The sequence below is a fragment of the Flavobacterium plurextorum genome, from assembly GCF_002217395.1.
Lineage (GTDB): Bacteria > Bacteroidota > Bacteroidia > Flavobacteriales > Flavobacteriaceae > Flavobacterium > Flavobacterium plurextorum.
In genome coordinates this window covers 12,443-30,352 of sequence record NZ_MUHD01000036.1, presented here as the reverse complement: position 1 = coordinate 30,352, position 17,910 = coordinate 12,443, and the positions used below count along the sequence as shown (strand labels likewise).

The 17,910-nt window shown below is 34.8% G+C and carries 16 protein-coding genes; 10 read left to right on the top strand and 6 right to left on the bottom strand.

Features of this window, described 5'->3' with window-relative positions; translation table 11 throughout:
- Positions 1-17: 17 nt before the first annotated feature.
- The 4 genes from B0A81_RS18590 to B0A81_RS18575 all read left to right on the top strand — a co-directional run bounded on the left by B0A81_RS18590 (position 18) and on the right by B0A81_RS18575 (position 3,103).
- Positions 18-569, top strand: a complete 552-nt coding sequence (locus tag B0A81_RS18590; RefSeq protein WP_089059393.1) for a hypothetical protein — start codon at positions 18-20, stop codon at positions 567-569.
- A complete protein-coding gene (locus tag B0A81_RS18585; RefSeq protein ID WP_123922209.1) occupies positions 529-810 on the top strand; it encodes a hypothetical protein in 282 nt (93 codons plus the stop codon). The genes B0A81_RS18590 and B0A81_RS18585 overlap by 41 nt, the downstream gene beginning before the upstream one ends.
- A 66-nt stretch (positions 811-876) precedes the next feature.
- Positions 877-2,748: a DUF262 domain-containing protein gene (locus B0A81_RS18580; protein ID WP_089059391.1), complete on the top strand. Its 1,872-nt coding sequence runs from the start codon at positions 877-879 to the stop codon at positions 2,746-2,748.
- A gap of 127 nt (positions 2,749-2,875) precedes the next feature.
- The gene (locus B0A81_RS18575) at positions 2,876-3,103 is read left to right on the top strand and encodes a hypothetical protein (protein ID WP_089059390.1); all 228 of its coding nucleotides are present in this window, start codon (positions 2,876-2,878) and stop codon (positions 3,101-3,103) included.
- A 525-nt stretch (positions 3,104-3,628) separates the two neighbouring features.
- On the opposite strand, the gene B0A81_RS18570 is transcribed toward B0A81_RS18575, so the two are convergent.
- Positions 3,629-3,994, bottom strand: coding sequence for a hypothetical protein (locus B0A81_RS18570; RefSeq protein ID WP_089059389.1), 366 nt, complete (start codon positions 3,992-3,994; stop codon positions 3,629-3,631).
- A 187-nt stretch (positions 3,995-4,181) separates the two neighbouring features.
- Positions 4,182-4,412, bottom strand: a complete 231-nt coding sequence (locus B0A81_RS21665; RefSeq protein ID WP_089059388.1) for a hypothetical protein — start codon at positions 4,410-4,412, stop codon at positions 4,182-4,184.
- 625 nt (positions 4,413-5,037) lie between these two features.
- On the opposite strand from B0A81_RS21665, the gene B0A81_RS18560 reads away from it, so the two are divergent.
- Positions 5,038-5,616, top strand: a complete 579-nt coding sequence (locus B0A81_RS18560; RefSeq protein ID WP_089059387.1) for a helix-turn-helix domain-containing protein — start codon at positions 5,038-5,040, stop codon at positions 5,614-5,616.
- 39 nt (positions 5,617-5,655) lie between these two features.
- Here B0A81_RS18560 and B0A81_RS18555 read toward each other — a convergent pair whose 3' ends face one another.
- From B0A81_RS18555 to B0A81_RS18540, 4 genes are all read right to left on the bottom strand, one after another.
- Complete coding sequence (locus B0A81_RS18555) at positions 5,656-6,339, bottom strand: phosphonatase-like hydrolase (protein ID WP_089059386.1); 684 nt, start codon at positions 6,337-6,339, stop codon at positions 5,656-5,658.
- A complete protein-coding gene (locus B0A81_RS18550; protein ID WP_089059385.1) occupies positions 6,340-7,500 on the bottom strand; it encodes a TIGR03364 family FAD-dependent oxidoreductase in 1,161 nt (386 codons plus the stop codon).
- Positions 7,501-7,519: 19 nt separating this feature from the next.
- Complete coding sequence (locus B0A81_RS18545) at positions 7,520-8,818, bottom strand: DUF5690 family protein (protein WP_208861326.1); 1,299 nt, start codon at positions 8,816-8,818, stop codon at positions 7,520-7,522.
- Between the two features lie 414 nt (positions 8,819-9,232).
- Positions 9,233-12,082: a TonB-dependent receptor gene (locus B0A81_RS18540; protein WP_089059384.1), complete on the bottom strand. Its 2,850-nt coding sequence runs from the start codon at positions 12,080-12,082 to the stop codon at positions 9,233-9,235.
- Between the two features lie 872 nt (positions 12,083-12,954).
- Here B0A81_RS18540 and B0A81_RS18535 point away from each other — a divergent pair.
- Genes B0A81_RS18535 through B0A81_RS18515 form a run of 5 tightly spaced genes read left to right on the top strand, consistent with a single transcriptional unit; the run spans position 12,955 to position 17,910 of the window.
- On the top strand, positions 12,955-13,716 hold the full coding sequence (locus tag B0A81_RS18535) for a DeoR/GlpR family DNA-binding transcription regulator (RefSeq protein WP_089059383.1): 762 nt from the start codon (positions 12,955-12,957) through the stop codon (positions 13,714-13,716).
- Between the two features lie 23 nt (positions 13,717-13,739).
- On the top strand, positions 13,740-15,143 hold the full coding sequence (locus B0A81_RS18530) for an L-fucose/L-arabinose isomerase family protein (RefSeq protein ID WP_089059382.1): 1,404 nt from the start codon (positions 13,740-13,742) through the stop codon (positions 15,141-15,143).
- A gap of 54 nt (positions 15,144-15,197) precedes the next feature.
- Positions 15,198-16,037 carry a transketolase gene (locus tag B0A81_RS18525; protein WP_089059381.1) on the top strand — a complete coding sequence of 280 codons (840 nt, stop codon included), beginning with the start codon at positions 15,198-15,200 and terminating at the stop codon, positions 16,035-16,037.
- The gene (locus tag B0A81_RS18520; protein ID WP_089059380.1) at positions 16,037-16,993 is read left to right on the top strand and encodes a transketolase family protein; all 957 of its coding nucleotides are present in this window, start codon (positions 16,037-16,039) and stop codon (positions 16,991-16,993) included. The genes B0A81_RS18525 and B0A81_RS18520 overlap by 1 nt, the downstream gene beginning before the upstream one ends.
- Positions 16,990-17,910, top strand: coding sequence for a D-ribose ABC transporter substrate-binding protein (locus B0A81_RS18515; protein ID WP_089059379.1), 921 nt, complete (start codon positions 16,990-16,992; stop codon positions 17,908-17,910). Before B0A81_RS18520 ends, B0A81_RS18515 begins: the two co-directional genes overlap by 4 nt.

The following is a 17,910-nucleotide window of genomic DNA, read 5'->3' as shown; positions in this document are numbered from 1 at the left end:
GTTAAAATTAAGAAGAGATGAAAAAAAAAATTAAGCTGGAGGAAAATGATAAACTGGAGGAATTGGCAGATTATGTTGTCAAAGCCACACAGCATGTTGTCATGCTGGATCCCGACACTTTAATGCCTGGCGCCCCTGGCAGCGGTTGCGCAATAAAATACAGAGAAAGGCTTTTTTTTATTTCAGTCCGACATGTTACCGACAGAATCGGATTGCAGACCGCTATAGACAAAGGCACTGGCACCCAAAACGGCACAAATGTTTTTGTCATACCGGAATTAAATTACATAGATACCGTAGAATTATTGGAGGGAACTGAAGAAGAAGATTTGAACACTATAACCCCTCTGGACATTTGCTATGCCGAGATAAAGGAAGACTTTGAAATCTTCCAAAAGGAGATCGTATTTAATGAAAAAATACGCGTGGAGGCTGGCAATAAAATAATTCCATTTACAAATTTGGATTTTAAGCCGACTAAGGGGGAAAAATATAGTTTATACGGAAGAATTCGCGCTGCCACCTATAATGAAACTCATTCAAACCGACAGGCTAGTATTGGGCATTGAATATGATTCCAAAATCGGCCCTTTTGAACGTTTTGATTTAAAAAGCACAATAACCGATCACCTTGATTTTATTGGAACCAGCGGAGCACCGATAATTTCGGAAAGTGGTGAGATAGTGGCTTTCATGGCGCACGGTTACGACGATGACCATCATATCTATGGATTTTCCGCAAGAGAATTAAAAAAATATCTGGATATCCATATAGATATGAATCCAATACATCAAAGCGAGAAAAGCTGACAAGCAAATTATAAAAATCATCAGCGAACACAGCTTTCAATTAATAATTAAAAATAGCTAACCAACTTGGAAAAGAAAACATTGTCAAATATTTTTGACAGCAAAATTTTTCGCATACCGGACTACCAGAGAGGATATTCATGGGAAGAAAAACAGTGGCAGGAATTTGTTCAGGACATTGATGCGCTGGTCGATGACCAAATTGTAAGCCACTATACCGGAACAATTGTAATTTATCAGCCCAATCCCAAGCCACTGGAAAATTACGGAACTAAAAAATTAGAAATCGTGGATATAGTGGATGGGCAGCAGAGGTTATCGACCTGCAGCCTGTTTTTGTCAATAATATTCAAGGAGCTTATTGATTTGGGCCAGACAGACTTCGCTGCAGAGATTCCAATATACCTTTATTCAGGAAGTAAAAGCAAGCTCAGGCTAAACAACGACACTTCCGACTTCTACTTGGATCTGATAACAAAAGGTGTCAGCAATGTCTCAGCAAATTCAGTCCATCAATCCCGAATTTCAAACGCGTATTTTTTTTTAAAGAATCATATATCCGAGCAGCTCAAAATAAGAGAAGAAGGCGGTGTGGAATACCTGAAGGATTTGTTTGACGCCATCATTAGAAAACTAAATTTCTCATTCTATCCTATCGAAGTCGAAAGCGAAATAGGGATGACTTTTGAATTGATGAATTCAAGGGGCAAGGACCTGTCTTCGATGGAATTATTGAAAAACTACCTAATGTACTGGGTTTACCCCAATATAACAGATGAATCGGAAAAGGAGGATTTCACAAATACAATCAATAAGACTTGGAAGGAAGTTTATGTTAATATTTCAAAATGCAATGGAAGCGAAAGCCAATGCTTGCGTATAGCGTGGACTTTATTTGTAAGTTACACTCCTAAAAACTGGACTGGCTACAGCGGTTTCAAATCTGATGAGGTAATTCCTTTAAGGAACTTTACAAAAAAAAATAAAGATCAGGTAAAGGGATTTATTTTAAAATTTGTTGACGGACTGGCGGTAATATCCAAGCACTATGCCTCGGTCGTTAATCCGAGCAGTCCCGCTTCGGATAAGGATGAGCTAAAATTCTTTACAAAAATCAAAAATGCGGGAAATGTCGCAAATTTCCTACCTTTGTTAATTGCGGTAAGAATTAAGAGAGACAATAATGGCATAACTGACGACGATTATGCCGATTTTCTCAAATCGATTGAGCTCTTTTCCTATCGCGTATTTTTATGGGAAGGAAAACGAAGCAATGCCGGATTATCCAAATTCTATAGATGGGCGGATGATATATTTGCTGGAAAACATGATTTAAAAACGGTTACGGAATGGATCTATGGTACAATTAATTGGTATTCTCCAGAAAATAATTTCAGGAAATCCCTAAAGGAAGATTTTTTCGAATGGTATCACTGGCGAAAACTGTTGAAGTATACCTTGTACGAGTATGAAGTCTTTCTTCTGATGGATAAAAATACGCCAAAATTAAATTGGGAGGATTTAAGTGATGCAACGTTGGAACATATTCTTCCCCAAAATCCGGATGTTAATTCACAATGGCTGAAAAAATGGCCCGCGCGGGATAGAAACAAATATCTTCATGATATATCAAACATAGTTCTAACGAAAGACAATTCACGATACAGAAACTTTGAATTTGAGAGAAAAAAGGGAACTTCGGGCACCGGTTTTTCTTATGCAAATTCTGATATACGACAGGAGAGAAAAATTGCAGAGCATGACGATTGGACGCCTGCGGCCTGTAAAATCAGACGCGAAGAATTAACCGACTGGATAATTGACAGATGGGGAATGGATAAACACTATGAAATTTTAATAGATGAAAGTATGCCTGAAGATGAAAATGAGGATGAGAATGAAGATGAAGATGAGATTGGCCTTGATGTTAGCGAGTAAGCCACCTAATCTGAATTAATACAATTGAAAGTAAAAATTCCCCTGATGATTCCAATAAATTGGATTTTCTTTCTTGTGCCATAAAAAACAATATTATACATTTATCTTTTATTTAAAATTTACATAAATGCACGAAACCGCCGAAAGGATATTTGAGATTTTACAGGACTACCATTGCGATACCCCTGAGACCGACTACAGAATGTCGGTTGAACATATAATGGATTGGGCAGGCCAATTTGATGACAATGCGGAATTCATCCTTTCCGAGCTGCTGCATTTTCTGCCTGAAATATACATTTCCAAAAGCAAAGCGGCGGAACTGCTCTCCCCACTAAAAGGGGAAAAGAAGTAAAAAGGTCACTTTTTCAATCTTTTCAAAAACCCGAAAAAACAGTGGTAAAACCTGCAAATCCTAGGATTCGCAGGTTTTTTTCTTTTAAAACACTTTTCAATCTTTTCAAAACCTCTCAAAGTTAAAGGTGCAAAATCGTGGCACTTTCTTCCTATAATCTTCTGGACGCAACTCTTTTCTACAACCGTCCAAGGTACAGAATTGGTATTAAAGCAAATAATATTTTAAATGAGCAATATTGGGTAAGTGATGTTTTTTTTATGCTCGTCCGCAAAAACCTTTTAATTTCATGATCAATCTTACTTATAAATTTTAGATTAATCCATTTCTTCAAACATGATAAATTGGTAATAAGTATAAAGATATCCTCGAAAGAAAAAAACAACCTAAACATCATTATCTCAAGATTTCGCACTCTTTTTTCTTGAGAAATGCAATATTGCCAACAAACATGAATTTTAAAGTTTAGTTAGTAAAGATCAACTCCACTCATAGATATTTCTCCCTTGAAATACCTTGTCCATATTAACCAAATAAAGCCATTCCATCATTCATCCTTTGAAGTAAAGCAACACAAAGCGAACACGTAAAGAATGCTATAATAATCGCAGCAAATCCAAAAATTAACAATAATTTTCTAACAGCTGTCTGTACTGCCTTTTTCTTGTCTTCTTTCAAAATGTAAACATGACCTATTTTAATTATTTTTAAATTCTTATAAATAAAAATTACCGCAAGACCCATCACAAAAAAAATCATAGCTGCTATGATGGTCAAAACATAAAAACGCAACTGATTTGTATGGATAAAAACGTCACTAAAGGTAATTAAACTCAAAGCAAACAAGGCCGTTACTGCAAAATGAATGGAAATTTTAAAAAATGTAAACATATTAATTTAACTAATTTAGGTTATTACTTATGTACGATCAAACCATTTTACACTTATAAGCTTCTTGCTGTTCGTGCATTAAATTAATCCGCTTCAAACTATATTGAACTAAAAGGCTGAATAAATTAAACATTCAGCCTTTTATAAACTGGCAGTAATTTGTTTTTTAAGTCCGGTAAATTACTATTTAAAATTTATAGTTTAGTCCTGCACTAATAATTCCTCTGTGTCCGTATCCTAATTCAACAAATATACCAAGTTTTTTACCTGCGCGTATACCTGCAGGATTAACCTGGAAAGCAAAATCAGCAGTATCGTTTTTAACGAATGCTTTATTAGGTTCTGTTTGTGCAAATTTGTCCAAAATATTACCTGCAGCAAATGATTTAAAGCGGTTTTTTAGCTTAGTCGTGATCAAAACAAATCTAAGTATTCCTTTGAAACCCTATTTTTGAATTACTGCAAAAATTGTATTTTACAATTTTGAATACTAATCTCTAATGAACAATCGTTACAGAAATACAATTAACAATTTGTTTATTTTTTAATGTTTTACAAAACCCTCACGTAACTAATCCCATTCCCTCTGATGAAGTGATGATTTTGATAAAACGAAAAGGTAATTATGAGCATTTTCAGAGAGAAAGATGAAACGGATTTTCGTAGGAGCGTTTCTTGACGCGAAGCATAAAAAACTCTACTCTTCATATTGTTTTTTTAACGCTTGAACCTAACAGTTTTAGAGATCAGTTAAGTACTGATGCTTTTGAGCATGAATACATACTTTCCAGAAAAGGAAATAATACAATAGGAAATAAAAACTACACAATTAAGCAAATTGGATTTTTCTGAAGGAAGGATCGTACGCGTTCCTAATTTAACAAAGTAAAAAAAACAATTGAAATGCTCATTAATTACTTCTTTGGCAACTAATTCTCCACGATTTACCAATCCCTTTTTGCTGCAAACCTAACTCAACTAATCATTTTGAATTGTAAAGTTATTTTAAGACTTTTACAACTACATTGTTTATCACAAATTTTATGGAAGATTATCTTATTGGCTTAGGGAAAAGAATTAAAGAAATTCGCAAAAAAAACAACCTTACTATTAATACAGTTGCCACAAATGCAGATGTAAGTAACGGCCTTATTTCACGAATTGAAAACGGAAGAACTATACCATCGCTTCCAGTTCTTTTACACATTATACAAGCACTCGGAATTGAGGTATCGGATTTTTTTAACGGTCTTCCAAAATCAGATAAAAGCAATTTTATAATTTCAAGAAAAGAAGACAACGCTGTAATTGAAAAAGAAGATGAAGCCAAAGGGTTTTCCTACCTTTCTATTTTTGGAAAACAATTATCTTCTGTAGCTTTTGAAGCGGTTTTACTTGAAGTACAACCGGGTTCGCAACGCGGAAAAGTAGAAACCGATGCTTACGAATTTAAATATATTTTAAGCGGTGAATGCTGGTATATTATTGGCGAAGAAGAAGTTTTGCTTAAAGAAGGAGATTCTATATTTTTTGACGGAAGAATTCCACACGTTCCTGTAAACAAAGGAAATACACCTTCAAAAATGCTGGTGCTTTATTTCTTTCTGGCTAAAAATGAATAAACCCGCCCTTTACAGACGGGCTTACTGAGCCGTAACTTTTTATCGAAATAAAATGCCTTCAAGCTCTGTTACATCATTCAAAATATAATCGGGGTTAGCTACTTCTAGCTGTTCTTTATTCTGTGCTCCGCTAAGAACACCAACTGTTATTGCGCAACCGGAATTTTTTCCCTCCATAATATCAATTTCCGAATCACCTGCTTTTAAAACCTGAGCAGGATTCGTGATTCCAAACTTAGCCATTGCCATTTGAATCATATCAGGATTTGGCCTTCCGTTTACAACATCATCAGATGTAATCAAAGCATCTACCTGGTTACCCACTTTCCAATTTAATTTCTCCAATAATTTATTCGCCGTTTTAGAATCATATCCTGTATTCAGCGCAATTTTGATATCATGTTTTCTTAAAGAATCAAAAAAGGCTTCCATTCCGTTAAAAGTAGAAATATGAGCTTCATCATAAGCCGTTTCCAAAGCAACTTTAAAATTATTAAAAGCTTTATCAGCAATCGTTTTAATATCAACATTGGTAGTACAGGCAGTTAAAACATCTGTTATAGCCGTATGCTTTTCCTTACCGGCACCATAAAGCAATACTTCATCAAGTGAAACCGAAAATCCTTCCTGATTAATCACTTTTTGAACGGTTTTATATACAAGATTATTCTCGTTTACGGTAGTTCCTGCCATATCAAAAACTACTAGTTTAATATCTATCATCTATTTTAAATTAAATATGTTTTTAATGTTTTCTTTAGAAAATCCTGCACTTCCTGTCATGCCTTTTCCTCCAATTCCTGTTACGATATGAATGTTGTTTTCTATAGTATGTTCAAAAATATCATTCTCTTTGCATTGAGAATACATACCATACCAACGGTTTTGTATTTCAAAAGTTGGCAGATTGAATATTTTTTTAGCTTCAGCAATCATAAATTCGTCGACGTCCATTCGTAAATCAAATCCGAGATCGTCGATATTGGCTGCATCAGCATATTCATGCGAATCTCCAATAATAACAGATCCATCGACAGCTTGTTTAAACAAAATATGAACACCCCACTCTTTCTCAAAACTATCTGATGCTTCTTTTGCTTTAATTCCGTCAAAAGAAGGACACTCGTAAAAAGCCTCATAACGACGAATCGAAAGTCCAGTTAATACGGACCCTTTTAATTGATAATCCGCTTGCGGTTTTGTTTGAAGCATTTGTAATTTGGTTACTTCAAGATCACTTTTTGCAAATACATCAGGATATAATGTTTTGAACTCTGAACCGCAGCACAATATTACTTTTGACGTTTTATGAATTTCTCCGTTAGCGGTTAGAACAACGACTTCATTTAAAAGCGAATCGCAACGCACCACTTTTGTATTTCCAAAATAAGCTAAACCTTTGTTTTTTATCAGAAATTCCAATAAACGGTTTATCATTATTCTTGGCTCTACTGTAACCTCTTCAGGAAAGAAAAGTCCAGCTTTTATATAGTCATTTCGTAAGCCTGAATATTTTTCAAGACATTGTTCTTTGGTTAACAACAGCGATTCATATCCATTGTTTTTATTTATGATGCTTAATTCTTCAATAAGCTGCACTTCTTCGTCATTTGAAGCTAAATATACTGAGCCGTTTTTCCGAATCGAAATATCAAACTGACTTTGAATATCGCTGTAAATCTTAAGACTTTCTCGTCCGTAATTTTGCCACTTTGTATCCATTCCTGACGGCACTACCTGACCAAAATTGCGAACTGTAGCACTTACCGGCAGTTTGTCTTTTTCTATTATGGCAACTTTTAAGCCTTTTTGTAAGGCGTGGTAAGCATGAAAAGTTCCTAAAACTCCGCCACCAATAACAATTAAATCGTATTTAGTATTCATTTTTAATTAATTATAAAAATTAAGAACAAAGCATCGCTGCTGATTTTTGTTTTCTTTGTAAAAAACGTCGATTGAAATACCACATTGAAAAAAGTGTAATCATTCCGATCATTATCGCTGACGTAATATTCAACGACACAAAAAACTGAGTCCAACTCTTATCAAAACCTGTAATTTCTTTTAAAACAAGCACCATAACGCTTCCTAAATAACCAAAAGCATCGGCGATATAAAACAAGAAACCAACATTTCCTTTAAAACTTAACAAAGCCACAAGTCGCTCAAAAATCAGGCAATGAAATAAAATATAAGGCAAATAAACCCCAATTCCGCTAATAATCATCCAGTAAACCGGAGACATTAAATGATTATTAAACAAAACCGTCGAAATCAAAACCATTGCAGAACCCAATATCGTAAGACTCATCCCAATGTTATAAGCCAGCTTATTTTTACGTACTAATGTTCCTGCCGCAGCAATTAATAAAACGGTTATTGCAACAGGAATTTCTGTTAGTGTGATAATTTTTGGTGTGCCCGAATAGCCTTGATCTGCCCAAAACTCAACAATAAAATTATCTCTAAAATCTCTTACAATGGTTAGCAAAACATAAATTGCAACTAAACCAAAATAACCAATCCAATTTTTTCTTAAAAAATCTTTTCTTTCTTTTTTATACATTGGCTGTCTTTCGGAACGTTCTATTATATCGCTTTCGCTTGGCGCTTTCGAATAATTAAGAACGATAACAGAAAGCAGAAAAAGTGGAAAAAAAAGCAATCCTGTCAAAAAAGGCATATTATATTCGCTTACATTAAAATCACGCATCAAAAGCAAACCGGCAGTTTTTACAAGTCCGGTCGAAAATATAAAAGTGGCACTAAGTGCTGCTGCCAATAACTCGGTGTTTTTTCTGCCTTCAATGTAAGAGAATACAATTCCGAAAACCATTCCTAAAGGCAATCCATTAAAGAACAATGCCAGAACTTTTAACTTAGGCGGTACGATTGCAAATAATCCCAACATTGCCAAACTAAAAGTTATAAAACATACCAGCCAAATCGCTCTTTTTTCTTTCTTCATTTCAGAAATCACCTTAATACCGATGAATTTTGAAACCATATAACCTAAAACCTGACTGATCACTAAAGTTATCTTTGCATTTAGTCCAAAACCTAAGGAAAGATCTACGTATTGACCTGCTAAAAACGACTTTCGTATGGCATACATTCCTGTGTAACACAAAAAGACCGCTATAATAATTAACATCGTCGATGTTTTTTTACCATTTGTAAACTTATTTACCTTCTTAAGCATAATTAATCTGTTTTTACAAGTACAAAAGTAGCATTCAAAACAAAGACTAATATTAAGCAAAAGTAAACATATTATTAATTATTTTTACAAATAGTAAAATTTTACCCATAAACAAGAGGCAAAAAAAAAGAACAAACAAAAACATCAACACCAACAAAATCAAAACACTAAACATTTAAAAACCTATTTTTCTTTCAATTAACATTTGAATCAAAGATAAATTTTCTATGAAGTGTTCTTTTAAAGTTTATAAGTGTATATATTAAACAACTAAAAAATTACAAATAGTAAAATTTAATATTTCAAAATCGAATAAAAATTTCATTATGACAAAACAACTAATCTCCTAAAAAAAGGAAAAAGCCGGCATAAAACCGACTCTTCCAATAAAAAAACATCAAACAAAATTTTATTCTACAGGCTCCATTTAACTCCCATTTGCCCTCTGATTCCGTAAAGCTCTACTTGTTTTGGTCGGCTGTCATCTCCATAATAATATTCCAGTTTATCATTAAGAAGATTGTTTGCTTCGGCAAAAATTGTAAAATGCTTGGTTAATTTGAATGAAAATGTAGCGTCTAATGCAGAATAAGCTCCATAATAAACATCATCTCTATCCAAACCACTTGTACCATGCTCGGTAATATATTTTGATTTAAAGTTATACGCTGCCCTAACATTTATCCTTCCTTTTTCATAATACAACTGCGCATTTGCTAAATGATCCCCTTGTCTAGGCAAACTTGTTTTCCCTGCACGACCCGGTATCGTCATTTGCGACTTAGTAAAAGTATAGTTGGTTTGTACACCAAAACCATTCAAGAATCCTGGAAGAAAGTCAAATTTTTTATTTCCACTAATTTCAGCACCAAAAAGCCATGCATTCTCACCATTCATAGGTTGTGAAATCTCTACTCCCGTATGTCCGTTGATATCACCTTGCTTGGTATCCATAAAAATAGGATCAGTAATTGTTTTGTAAAACACTCCAGCCGAAACAACATCAAGTTTTCCAAAATAATGTTCTCCCATCAAATCAAAATTATAAGAATACGTAGGATTTACATCGGGATTACCTCCGTCATATTCATTATCAGCAGCCAAATAAGTACCACCTGGAGCCAGATAACCAAAATCAGGTCTTGTAAAAGTTCTCGTTGCTGCCATTCTAAGATTTGTATTTTCTTCAGGAGAGTATTTCAAGTGAAGCATTGGCAAAAGTGATAGATAGTTTTTTGTTTTTATAACTTTAGAAAGCAATCCATTCGGATTTTCAGGTGTCACATCATATTGATAACCGCTTACTTTTGTATTGGTGTTCGTTGCTCTCAAACCTCCCAAAAAAGTCAGTTTACTATTTATTTTATACGTTGCCATTCCGTATACAGAAGTATGCGTTTCGTCAACATTGAAGTTACGCCCTAATCCGCCGCCGTTGGCAAGAATTTCAGAATCGCTTTCAGACAATTTCAAATTACCGTTATTAAAATTATCATTGTAAAACTGATTCATACCGGTTGGAGAAAGTACTGGCCCAAAACTATTTCCGATATTAGTATGAAGCTCTTTCAGGTACTCTGTTCCTTTTGGCTGCATAATATTATACTGTCCATAACCTGCCAAAGTTGGCGCCGCCGCCGCTCCGCTCCAATTGTAAAACTCATCTGCAAAAGTGGCAATTCTATCTTTATCCCTAAATTTAGCACCAAATTTTAAGTTAAGATTTTCATTGGCATCAAATTCATAATTCGCCGATGCCACAATATTATCTCTCTCTTTTACAGCTACTTTATAAAGCTCCAGCGTGCTAAACTTCATCAAATTAGGACTGTCCTGAAAATTAGGATTTGACAAATAACCAAACATATTATCTGTATTCATATATCCTCCATCAGAATCCCAATACGCTCTTGGACCATTTCCTCTATCCTGAAGATAAACAGGATTTAATCCTACTCCGTCTTGCTTAAAAAATACAGAATAATAACTGTTGTTTTGAGCATCAGGAACATTTCCGTAATAAAACTCCGTGCTGTAATGGGCTGCACTCCAATCAAAAACACCTTTGTTTCCGATATGTTTTCCTCCAACTTCACCACCATAGAAATCAAAGTTTAATTCGTTGTAGATATTCTGAAGCTCTACTCTTCCTGTATTTGTTGCTGCATTGAATTTATCAAAACGTATACGACGTTTAAAGTGTGTTTCTTCATCAAGAAGTTTCCCATAATTCAGTTTTACGAAAAACTTATTTCTTTCGTTTGGATTAAATTCAAATCCGCCGTTAAAACCTGTTGTATGTCTTTCACCTGTATAATCTCTTAATTCTAAACGGTAAACACCTTCATCTCCAGATCTTCTTGCTTCAAAATTATCAGAAGCCCAGTTTCTGTTCCATTGTGAAAAATTCAGTATATAACCAAATTTTCCATTCTTAGATTTGTCTCCAACCAAAACAGACCCGCTGTAAATTCCTTTATCCGATTTTGCATTGTATCCCATACCAACACTAGCGTCTACAGTAAATTTAGAAGGCGCTGTTTTTGTTATAAAATTCACACTTCCACCTAATGCATCAGCATCTATGTCTGGTGTTAAAGCTTTTGAAACCTCAACATAACCAATCATTTCCGTCGGAAAAAAATCAAATGCCGTAGCTCTGCTTGCCCCTTCATCGGCTGCAGTTGGAATTCGGTTTCCATTCATAGTAGTAGAACTCCATTCAGCAGGTAATCCGCGCACGGCTACATAACGGCCTTCTCCCTGATCACGCTCAATAGATACACCCGGAACACGTTGTACTGCTTCGGCTGCATTACGATCCGGAAGTTTTCCGATTCCATCCGCAGCTATAACATTTACCAAATTGATTGCATTTTTTTGAATATTTAATGCTTTGGCTTCACTTAGTCTTTTTGAATTATCCTTCACCACTACCTCATCCAAATTGTTTGAGGAAGTTTTTAGTAAAATATTCGGAACAACCATTACCTTTCCAGCTCCGATTATAATTTTTTGGCTGATTTTTTCGTAGCCTAAATAAGTAACCACGATTTCATAATCTCCGGCTTCAATTCCGGTAATATTGTAACTTCCTTCAAAATCTGTTGAAGCATTTTTTTGAGTCCCATTCAACTGTACAATCGCACCCGGAAGCGGAAATGCACCATCAAACACTTTACCTTTTATAGCTCCTTTTTGCCCTGCTGCTGTAAGCGAAACCAATAAAAAAACTACATAAACCAAAAACTTATTTTTTTCCATTTCAGTTAAATTATTAATATTAGTAAATATTTCACTGCAAAAATGGATATAAATTTACTTATAGTAAATTTTTAGATTTTAAGAAATCCTTAACAGAGGATTATTGTTATGTAATTTTAATGTTAACAAGGACAGCTTATTGAAGACAAAATCAATAACAAACACAAAGCACAACGAATCAAAAAAATATTTACAAATAGTAATAATTACTATTTCCTGAAGCGACATAAGAAACTGCAGGAAGATAGACAGCCAACTTTAACGAACTATCAAATTTTAAATTTTGATAAAAAATAAATTACTAAAAATTTAGCAGCAGACTAAATAATTTCAAATTTAACGTTTCACTCGAACAAGGGAACACAATACACATACCATCAGTTTACCTCACTAAGAAGACACCAGTCCTATAAACCAAACCCAAGCGGAAGAGAAAACTGTTCTAACAACATTCTAGCGCACGAACATTTATCTCTAAGAGGCACTAACAAAACAAAGATCCAAAGAATTCAAGTTCACAAACTTTATTATAATCTTTTGAGTCTAAAACTTACAGTTTTCTTCTTCTGAATACTATAAATCATAATAAACAAAGAAATTAGCAACATCTAACGCAAACAACTAAATAATACTATTTACATTATTTTTCCTCTTTGAAAAAGAAACCAACAACACAATTACATACGTAAACAACTAACATACAATATTTTATTATTTAAAAAAGCAAAAACTAAAATTTTCTTTTTCTTTCTTTTATTTTGTTTTGTTTTTCTTTTATTTTGTTTTACATTTGTTTTATATTTGTTTTGCATCTACTTTAATTTGTTTTGCAATTGTTTATATTTGTTATTCACATATTAAAAACAAATAACATGTTAGCAAATCAAAGAAGAGAAAAAATATTAGACCTGTTAAAAGAAGATGGTTTTGCAAAAGTTAACGATTTAGCCCGCTTATTCAAAGTCACGGAAGTTACAGTGCGTCAAGATCTTGAAAAATTAGAAAGCGAAGGATTGATCCTTAAGGAACATGGAGGAGCAAGCATTAAAAATGTAGAAGATCAGGTTAGAAGTTTTTCTCTTCAGCGTCAGGAAAACTTGGAACAGAAATCGGCTATTGCGCAGAAATGTCTGGAATTCATAGAAAACGGAGATACCATTATTCTCGATTCAGGTTCAACAACAACAGAAATTGCAAAAAGATTAAAAGGTCATAAACGATTAACTGTAATCACAAATGCATTAAACATTGCTTTATTATTAGGTGCTGATCCAGATATAGAAGTGATTATGACGGGAGGCGAATTCAAGCCGCCAACATTATCACTTACAGGACAAAAAGCCGCAGACTTTTTTAAAGGATTGCATGTTCAGAAGTTATTTTTAGCCACGGCAGGAATCTCATTAAAAGCAGGACTCACCTACCCAAGTATTAGCGACCTGGTTGTAAAAAAGGCAATGATTGAGGCTGCAGAAGTAACGTACCTGGTAGCCGACAGCACAAAAATAGGAAAAAGCGCATTGGCCAGTTTAGGAGCACTATCCTTAATTGATTACATTATAACTGATGATAACATCGAGGAAAAACACAAACAAGTATTTAGCGACAACGAAATTGAAGTAATAATAGCATAAAGAAAACAAAACCAAAGAATAAAATGACAACATCAACATTAGGAGTAATTATTGGAAATAGAGATTTTTTTCCTGACAGTTTGGTAGAAAAGGCCAGATTTGAAATTATTGAAATTTTAGCAAAGTTAAATATCAAACCTATTTTACTGGACAGTACCGACACCAAATTAGGCGGAGTAGAAACGTATAAAGAAGCTCAAAAATGTGCAGAATTATTCAAAAGACACCAAGACGAAATTATGGGTGTGCTTGTTTTGCTGCCTAATTTTGGTGATGAAAAAGGTGTTGCTGATACTTTAAAACTAGCCAATCTTAATGTTCCTGTTCTTATTCAGGCGTACCCAGATGAATTAACCAAAATGAATGTGGTAAACAGACGTGATTCCTGGTGCGGTAAAATCTCAGTTTGCAATAATTTATATCAATATGGGATAAAATACTCTTTGACAAGCCAGCATGTAATGAGTCCTTCTGACCCTGTTTTCCAGAAAGACTTATTAGATTTTACTGCTGTCTGCAGAGTTGTAAAAGGAATGCGAAATGTAAGAATCGGCGCTATCGGAGCAAGACCAGGAGCCTTTAATACTGTTCGTTATTCTGAAAAAATATTACAAAGAAACGGCATTACCGTAACCACAGTAGATTTATCTGAAATTCTAGGAAAAGCAAATAAACTAACAGCTGAGGATGCATCGGTAAAAAAACATTTAGAATCGATTAATGCTTATGTTGCTCAAGGCAAAACACCAAATGAGGCTATGCTTCAAATTGCCAAATTAGATGTGGTACTAAAAGATTTCATGGAAGAACATGCTCTGGATGCAACTGCCATACAATGTTGGACTTCATTACAACAAAACTATGGCTGCAATGTATGTACAAGTATGAGTATTATGAGTGAAAATATGCTTCCAAGTGCTTGTGAGGTTGATGTCACAGGAACTTTGAGTATGTACGCCATGCAATTAGCATCAGGATCACCAAGTGCATTGGTAGACTGGAACAATAACTATGCTGATGATCCTGAAAAATGCGTTTTATTTCACTGTGGAAACTGGGCTAAATCATTCTTACCGGACATTCAATTAAGCACAGCTCCTATTCTTGGAACTACCGTTGGAGTCGAAAACACTTATGGCGCTTTAGACGGAAGAACACCAGCAATGCCTCTAACTTATGGAAGAATCAGTACTGACGATCCAAAAGGTATTATTAAAGTATATATTGGTGAAGGCGAACTTACAGACGACGCACTAAACACTTTTGGAAATAGAGCCGTCGCTCAAATACCTGACTTGCAAGGACTAATGCAATACATCTGTAAAAACGGTTTTGAACATCACGTCGTAATGAATGCTTCAAAAACAGCTGCCATCTTAGAAGAAGCTTTAGGCAACTACATGGGTTGGGAAATTTACAGACACTAAATTGAATTAATCACATGGATTTGCAAAGTTTTACAAACGATAAATTAATATAAGATGCACATTGACGAATTAAAACGAAAATCAATTGAGAGTAGAAAAAAAATACTCAAATACATCTATAATGCCAAAGCTGGTCATACAGGAGGAAGTCTATCTATTCTAGACATACTCAATGTATTATACAATAATGTAATGAACGTTTCTCCTGAGAATTTTAATTCTAAGACCAGAGACATATTTATTCAAAGTAAAGGGCACTGTGTCGAAGCTTTATATGTGGTTTTAGCAGACAAAGGTTTTTTTCCTGAAGAAGATTTATTGACACTTTGCCAATACAAATCACCTTATATAGGACATCCTACCAAAGCTATTCCTGGTATCGAGCAAAATACAGGAGGATTAGGTCATGGTTTACCTATTTGTGCAGGAGCTGCTTTGGCTGCAAAAAGAGACAATTCGGATGTAAAGGTTTTTACTATTTTAGGTGACGGTGAAATGGCAGAAGGCTCTAATTGGGAAGCCATGATGTTTGCTGCGCACTATAAATTAGATAATCTCTGTGCTATTTTAGATTACAATAAACTGCAAATTACTGCTCCAAACGCTGATGTTATGGGCCTTGAGCCTATAGATCAAAAAATGGAAGCTTTTGGCTGGGCTGTAATCCACGTAGATGGACATAATTTAGAAGAACTTTCACAAGTGCTCAATAATTTACCATTGAAAAACGGTAAACCAACCTTTATCATAGCACATACAACCAAAGGAAAAGGAATTAGCTATATGGAAAACGTATTGAAATGGCACCATGGAGTTCCTTCAAAAGAGCAATACGATTTGGCTGTAGAAGAGTTAGACAAACAATTACAAGAACTTGAAACTGTTTTAAAATAATGGTAGAAATAAAAACAAGTGATGCAGCTAACCTCGAAGTCTTTTCTGAAGTTCTTCAATCGTTAGCAGCAGCAGACAGAGATATTATGGTTGTGACGAGCGATTCTCGTGGCTCAGGAAAATTAGTGCCCTTTGGACAAAAATATCCTGAACAAATTGTTGAAGTAGGTATTGCCGAACAAAATCTTGTAGGTGTTGCCACCGGTTTGGCTAGTATGGGCAAAAAAGCTTTTGCCGTTTCTCCTGCCTGTTTTCTTACGGCTCGAGCACTGGAACAAATTAAAAACGATGTAGCGTATTCCGATAATGCCGTGAAATTAATCGGCATTAGTGCCGGCGTAAGTTATGGCGCTCTAGGAACTACACATCATAGTTTACATGATTTTGCAGCACTCAGAGCCATCAATAACATCACTATCGTGGCACCTGCAGACAATTTTGAAACCGCCGAAGCTATCAAACAAGCAGCCAAAATGCAAAGCCCTATTTACCTGCGTTTTGGTAAAAAGACAATGCCTGCTAACCTTAACTCAAATGTAACCGATTTCAAAATTGGAAAAGGGCGTATCATTCAGGAAGGAAGTGATCTCACTTTTATTGCTACTGGTGAAGCTGTACTTCCATGTCTTGAAGCTGCTAAACTATTGGAAAAAGAACATAATATTTCCTGCAAAATAATCAGTTTACATACTATTAAACCATTAGATACTGAATTATTATTGAGCACTGCCTCAAACAATCAACCCATTATTACTGTGGAGGAACATTCTATTAATGGCGGCTTAGGGGAAGCAGTAGCTTCTTTATTATTCCAAAATAGCTGCGTAAACAAATTCAAAATTATAGGATTGCCGGATGACCATACAGTTTCAGGTTCTCAAATAGAAATTTTCAATCATTATGGTTTATCGGCAGAAGGGTTAAAAAATACCGCTTTAAACCTAATAAAACCATGAAAACAAAACACCTCACCTTAGTCCTGTTAACATTGGTTTTAATCTTAGGATGCTCCTCAAAAGAGAAAGCCGAAAAACCAAAAATTGCAGTTGTGGTTTCCACATTAAACAATCCCTGGTTTGTAATGCTGGCAGAATCCGCGGCTGAAAATGCCAGAAAATTAGGTTATGAAGCGAAAATATTTGATTCGCAAAATAATCCTGCCATCGAATCCGATAATTTTGAGAACCTCATTTCTTCTGGTTATGATGCTATTCTATTAAATCCAACAGACTCTGACGGTTCAATTTCCAGTATCTTAAAAGCTAAAACTGCAGGAATCCCAGTTTTTTGTATGGATAGAGAAGTAAACGTGGATGATGCGGCAACAAGTCAAATTCTTTCAGATAACTACTCTGGTTGTGTTTCTATTGGAATTGAGTTTGTAAAAGAATTAAAAGAAAAAGGAAATTATGTAGAGATCATTGGGCTCGTAGGTGACAATAATACGTGGGCAAGATCAAAAGGATTCCATTCAGTTGTGGATAAGTTTCCTAATCTAAAAATGGTGGCACAACAAAGTGGTAATTTCGACCGAACTAAGGCTATGGAGGTTTTAGAAACTATTATGCAGGCAAATCCTGATATTGATGCTGTTTTTTGTGGCAATGATGCCATGGCAATGGGCGCTTTTCAAGCCTTGCAAGCAGCAGGAAAGGAATATAAAGTCAAAATTTTTGGATTTGATGGCGCCGGAGATGTAATTGAAAAAATCAGAGAAAAGAAAATTGTAGCCACCGGTATGCAATTTCCTAAAGTTATGGCCCAAACAGCTGCCCAATATGCAGATGAGTATTTTAAAGGGAGAAGAGTTTTTCCTCAAAGAGTTCCTGTAGAAGTCGAATTAATAAACGCAGCAAATATAAAAGACTATTAA

Excerpts from the sequence above, each read along its gene's own strand:
- B0A81_RS18590 (WP_089059393.1), top strand. The coding sequence starts at position 18 with ATGAAAAAAAAAATTAAGCTGGAGGAAAATGATAAACTGGAGGAATTG.
- B0A81_RS18575 (WP_089059390.1), top strand. The coding sequence starts at position 2,876 with ATGCACGAAACCGCCGAAAGGATATTTGAGATTTTACAGGACTACCAT.
- B0A81_RS18555 (WP_089059386.1), bottom strand. The coding sequence starts at position 6,339 with ATGATAGATATTAAACTAGTAGTTTTTGATATGGCAGGAACTACCGTA.
- B0A81_RS18525 (WP_089059381.1), top strand. The coding sequence starts at position 15,198 with ATGCACATTGACGAATTAAAACGAAAATCAATTGAGAGTAGAAAAAAA.
- B0A81_RS18540 (WP_089059384.1), bottom strand. The coding sequence starts at position 12,082 with ATGGAAAAAAATAAGTTTTTGGTTTATGTAGTTTTTTTATTGGTTTCG.
- B0A81_RS18530 (WP_089059382.1), top strand. The coding sequence starts at position 13,740 with ATGACAACATCAACATTAGGAGTAATTATTGGAAATAGAGATTTTTTT.
- B0A81_RS18535 (WP_089059383.1), top strand. The coding sequence starts at position 12,955 with ATGTTAGCAAATCAAAGAAGAGAAAAAATATTAGACCTGTTAAAAGAA.
- B0A81_RS18515 (WP_089059379.1), top strand. The coding sequence starts at position 16,990 with ATGAAAACAAAACACCTCACCTTAGTCCTGTTAACATTGGTTTTAATC.
- B0A81_RS18550 (WP_089059385.1), bottom strand. The coding sequence starts at position 7,500 with ATGAATACTAAATACGATTTAATTGTTATTGGTGGCGGAGTTTTAGGA.
- B0A81_RS18545 (WP_208861326.1), bottom strand. The coding sequence starts at position 8,818 with ATGCTTAAGAAGGTAAATAAGTTTACAAATGGTAAAAAAACATCGACG.
- B0A81_RS18520 (WP_089059380.1), top strand. The coding sequence starts at position 16,037 with ATGGTAGAAATAAAAACAAGTGATGCAGCTAACCTCGAAGTCTTTTCT.
- B0A81_RS18560 (WP_089059387.1), top strand. The coding sequence starts at position 5,038 with ATGGAAGATTATCTTATTGGCTTAGGGAAAAGAATTAAAGAAATTCGC.
- B0A81_RS18585 (WP_123922209.1), top strand. The coding sequence starts at position 529 with ATGAAACTCATTCAAACCGACAGGCTAGTATTGGGCATTGAATATGAT.
- B0A81_RS18570 (WP_089059389.1), bottom strand. The coding sequence starts at position 3,994 with ATGTTTACATTTTTTAAAATTTCCATTCATTTTGCAGTAACGGCCTTG.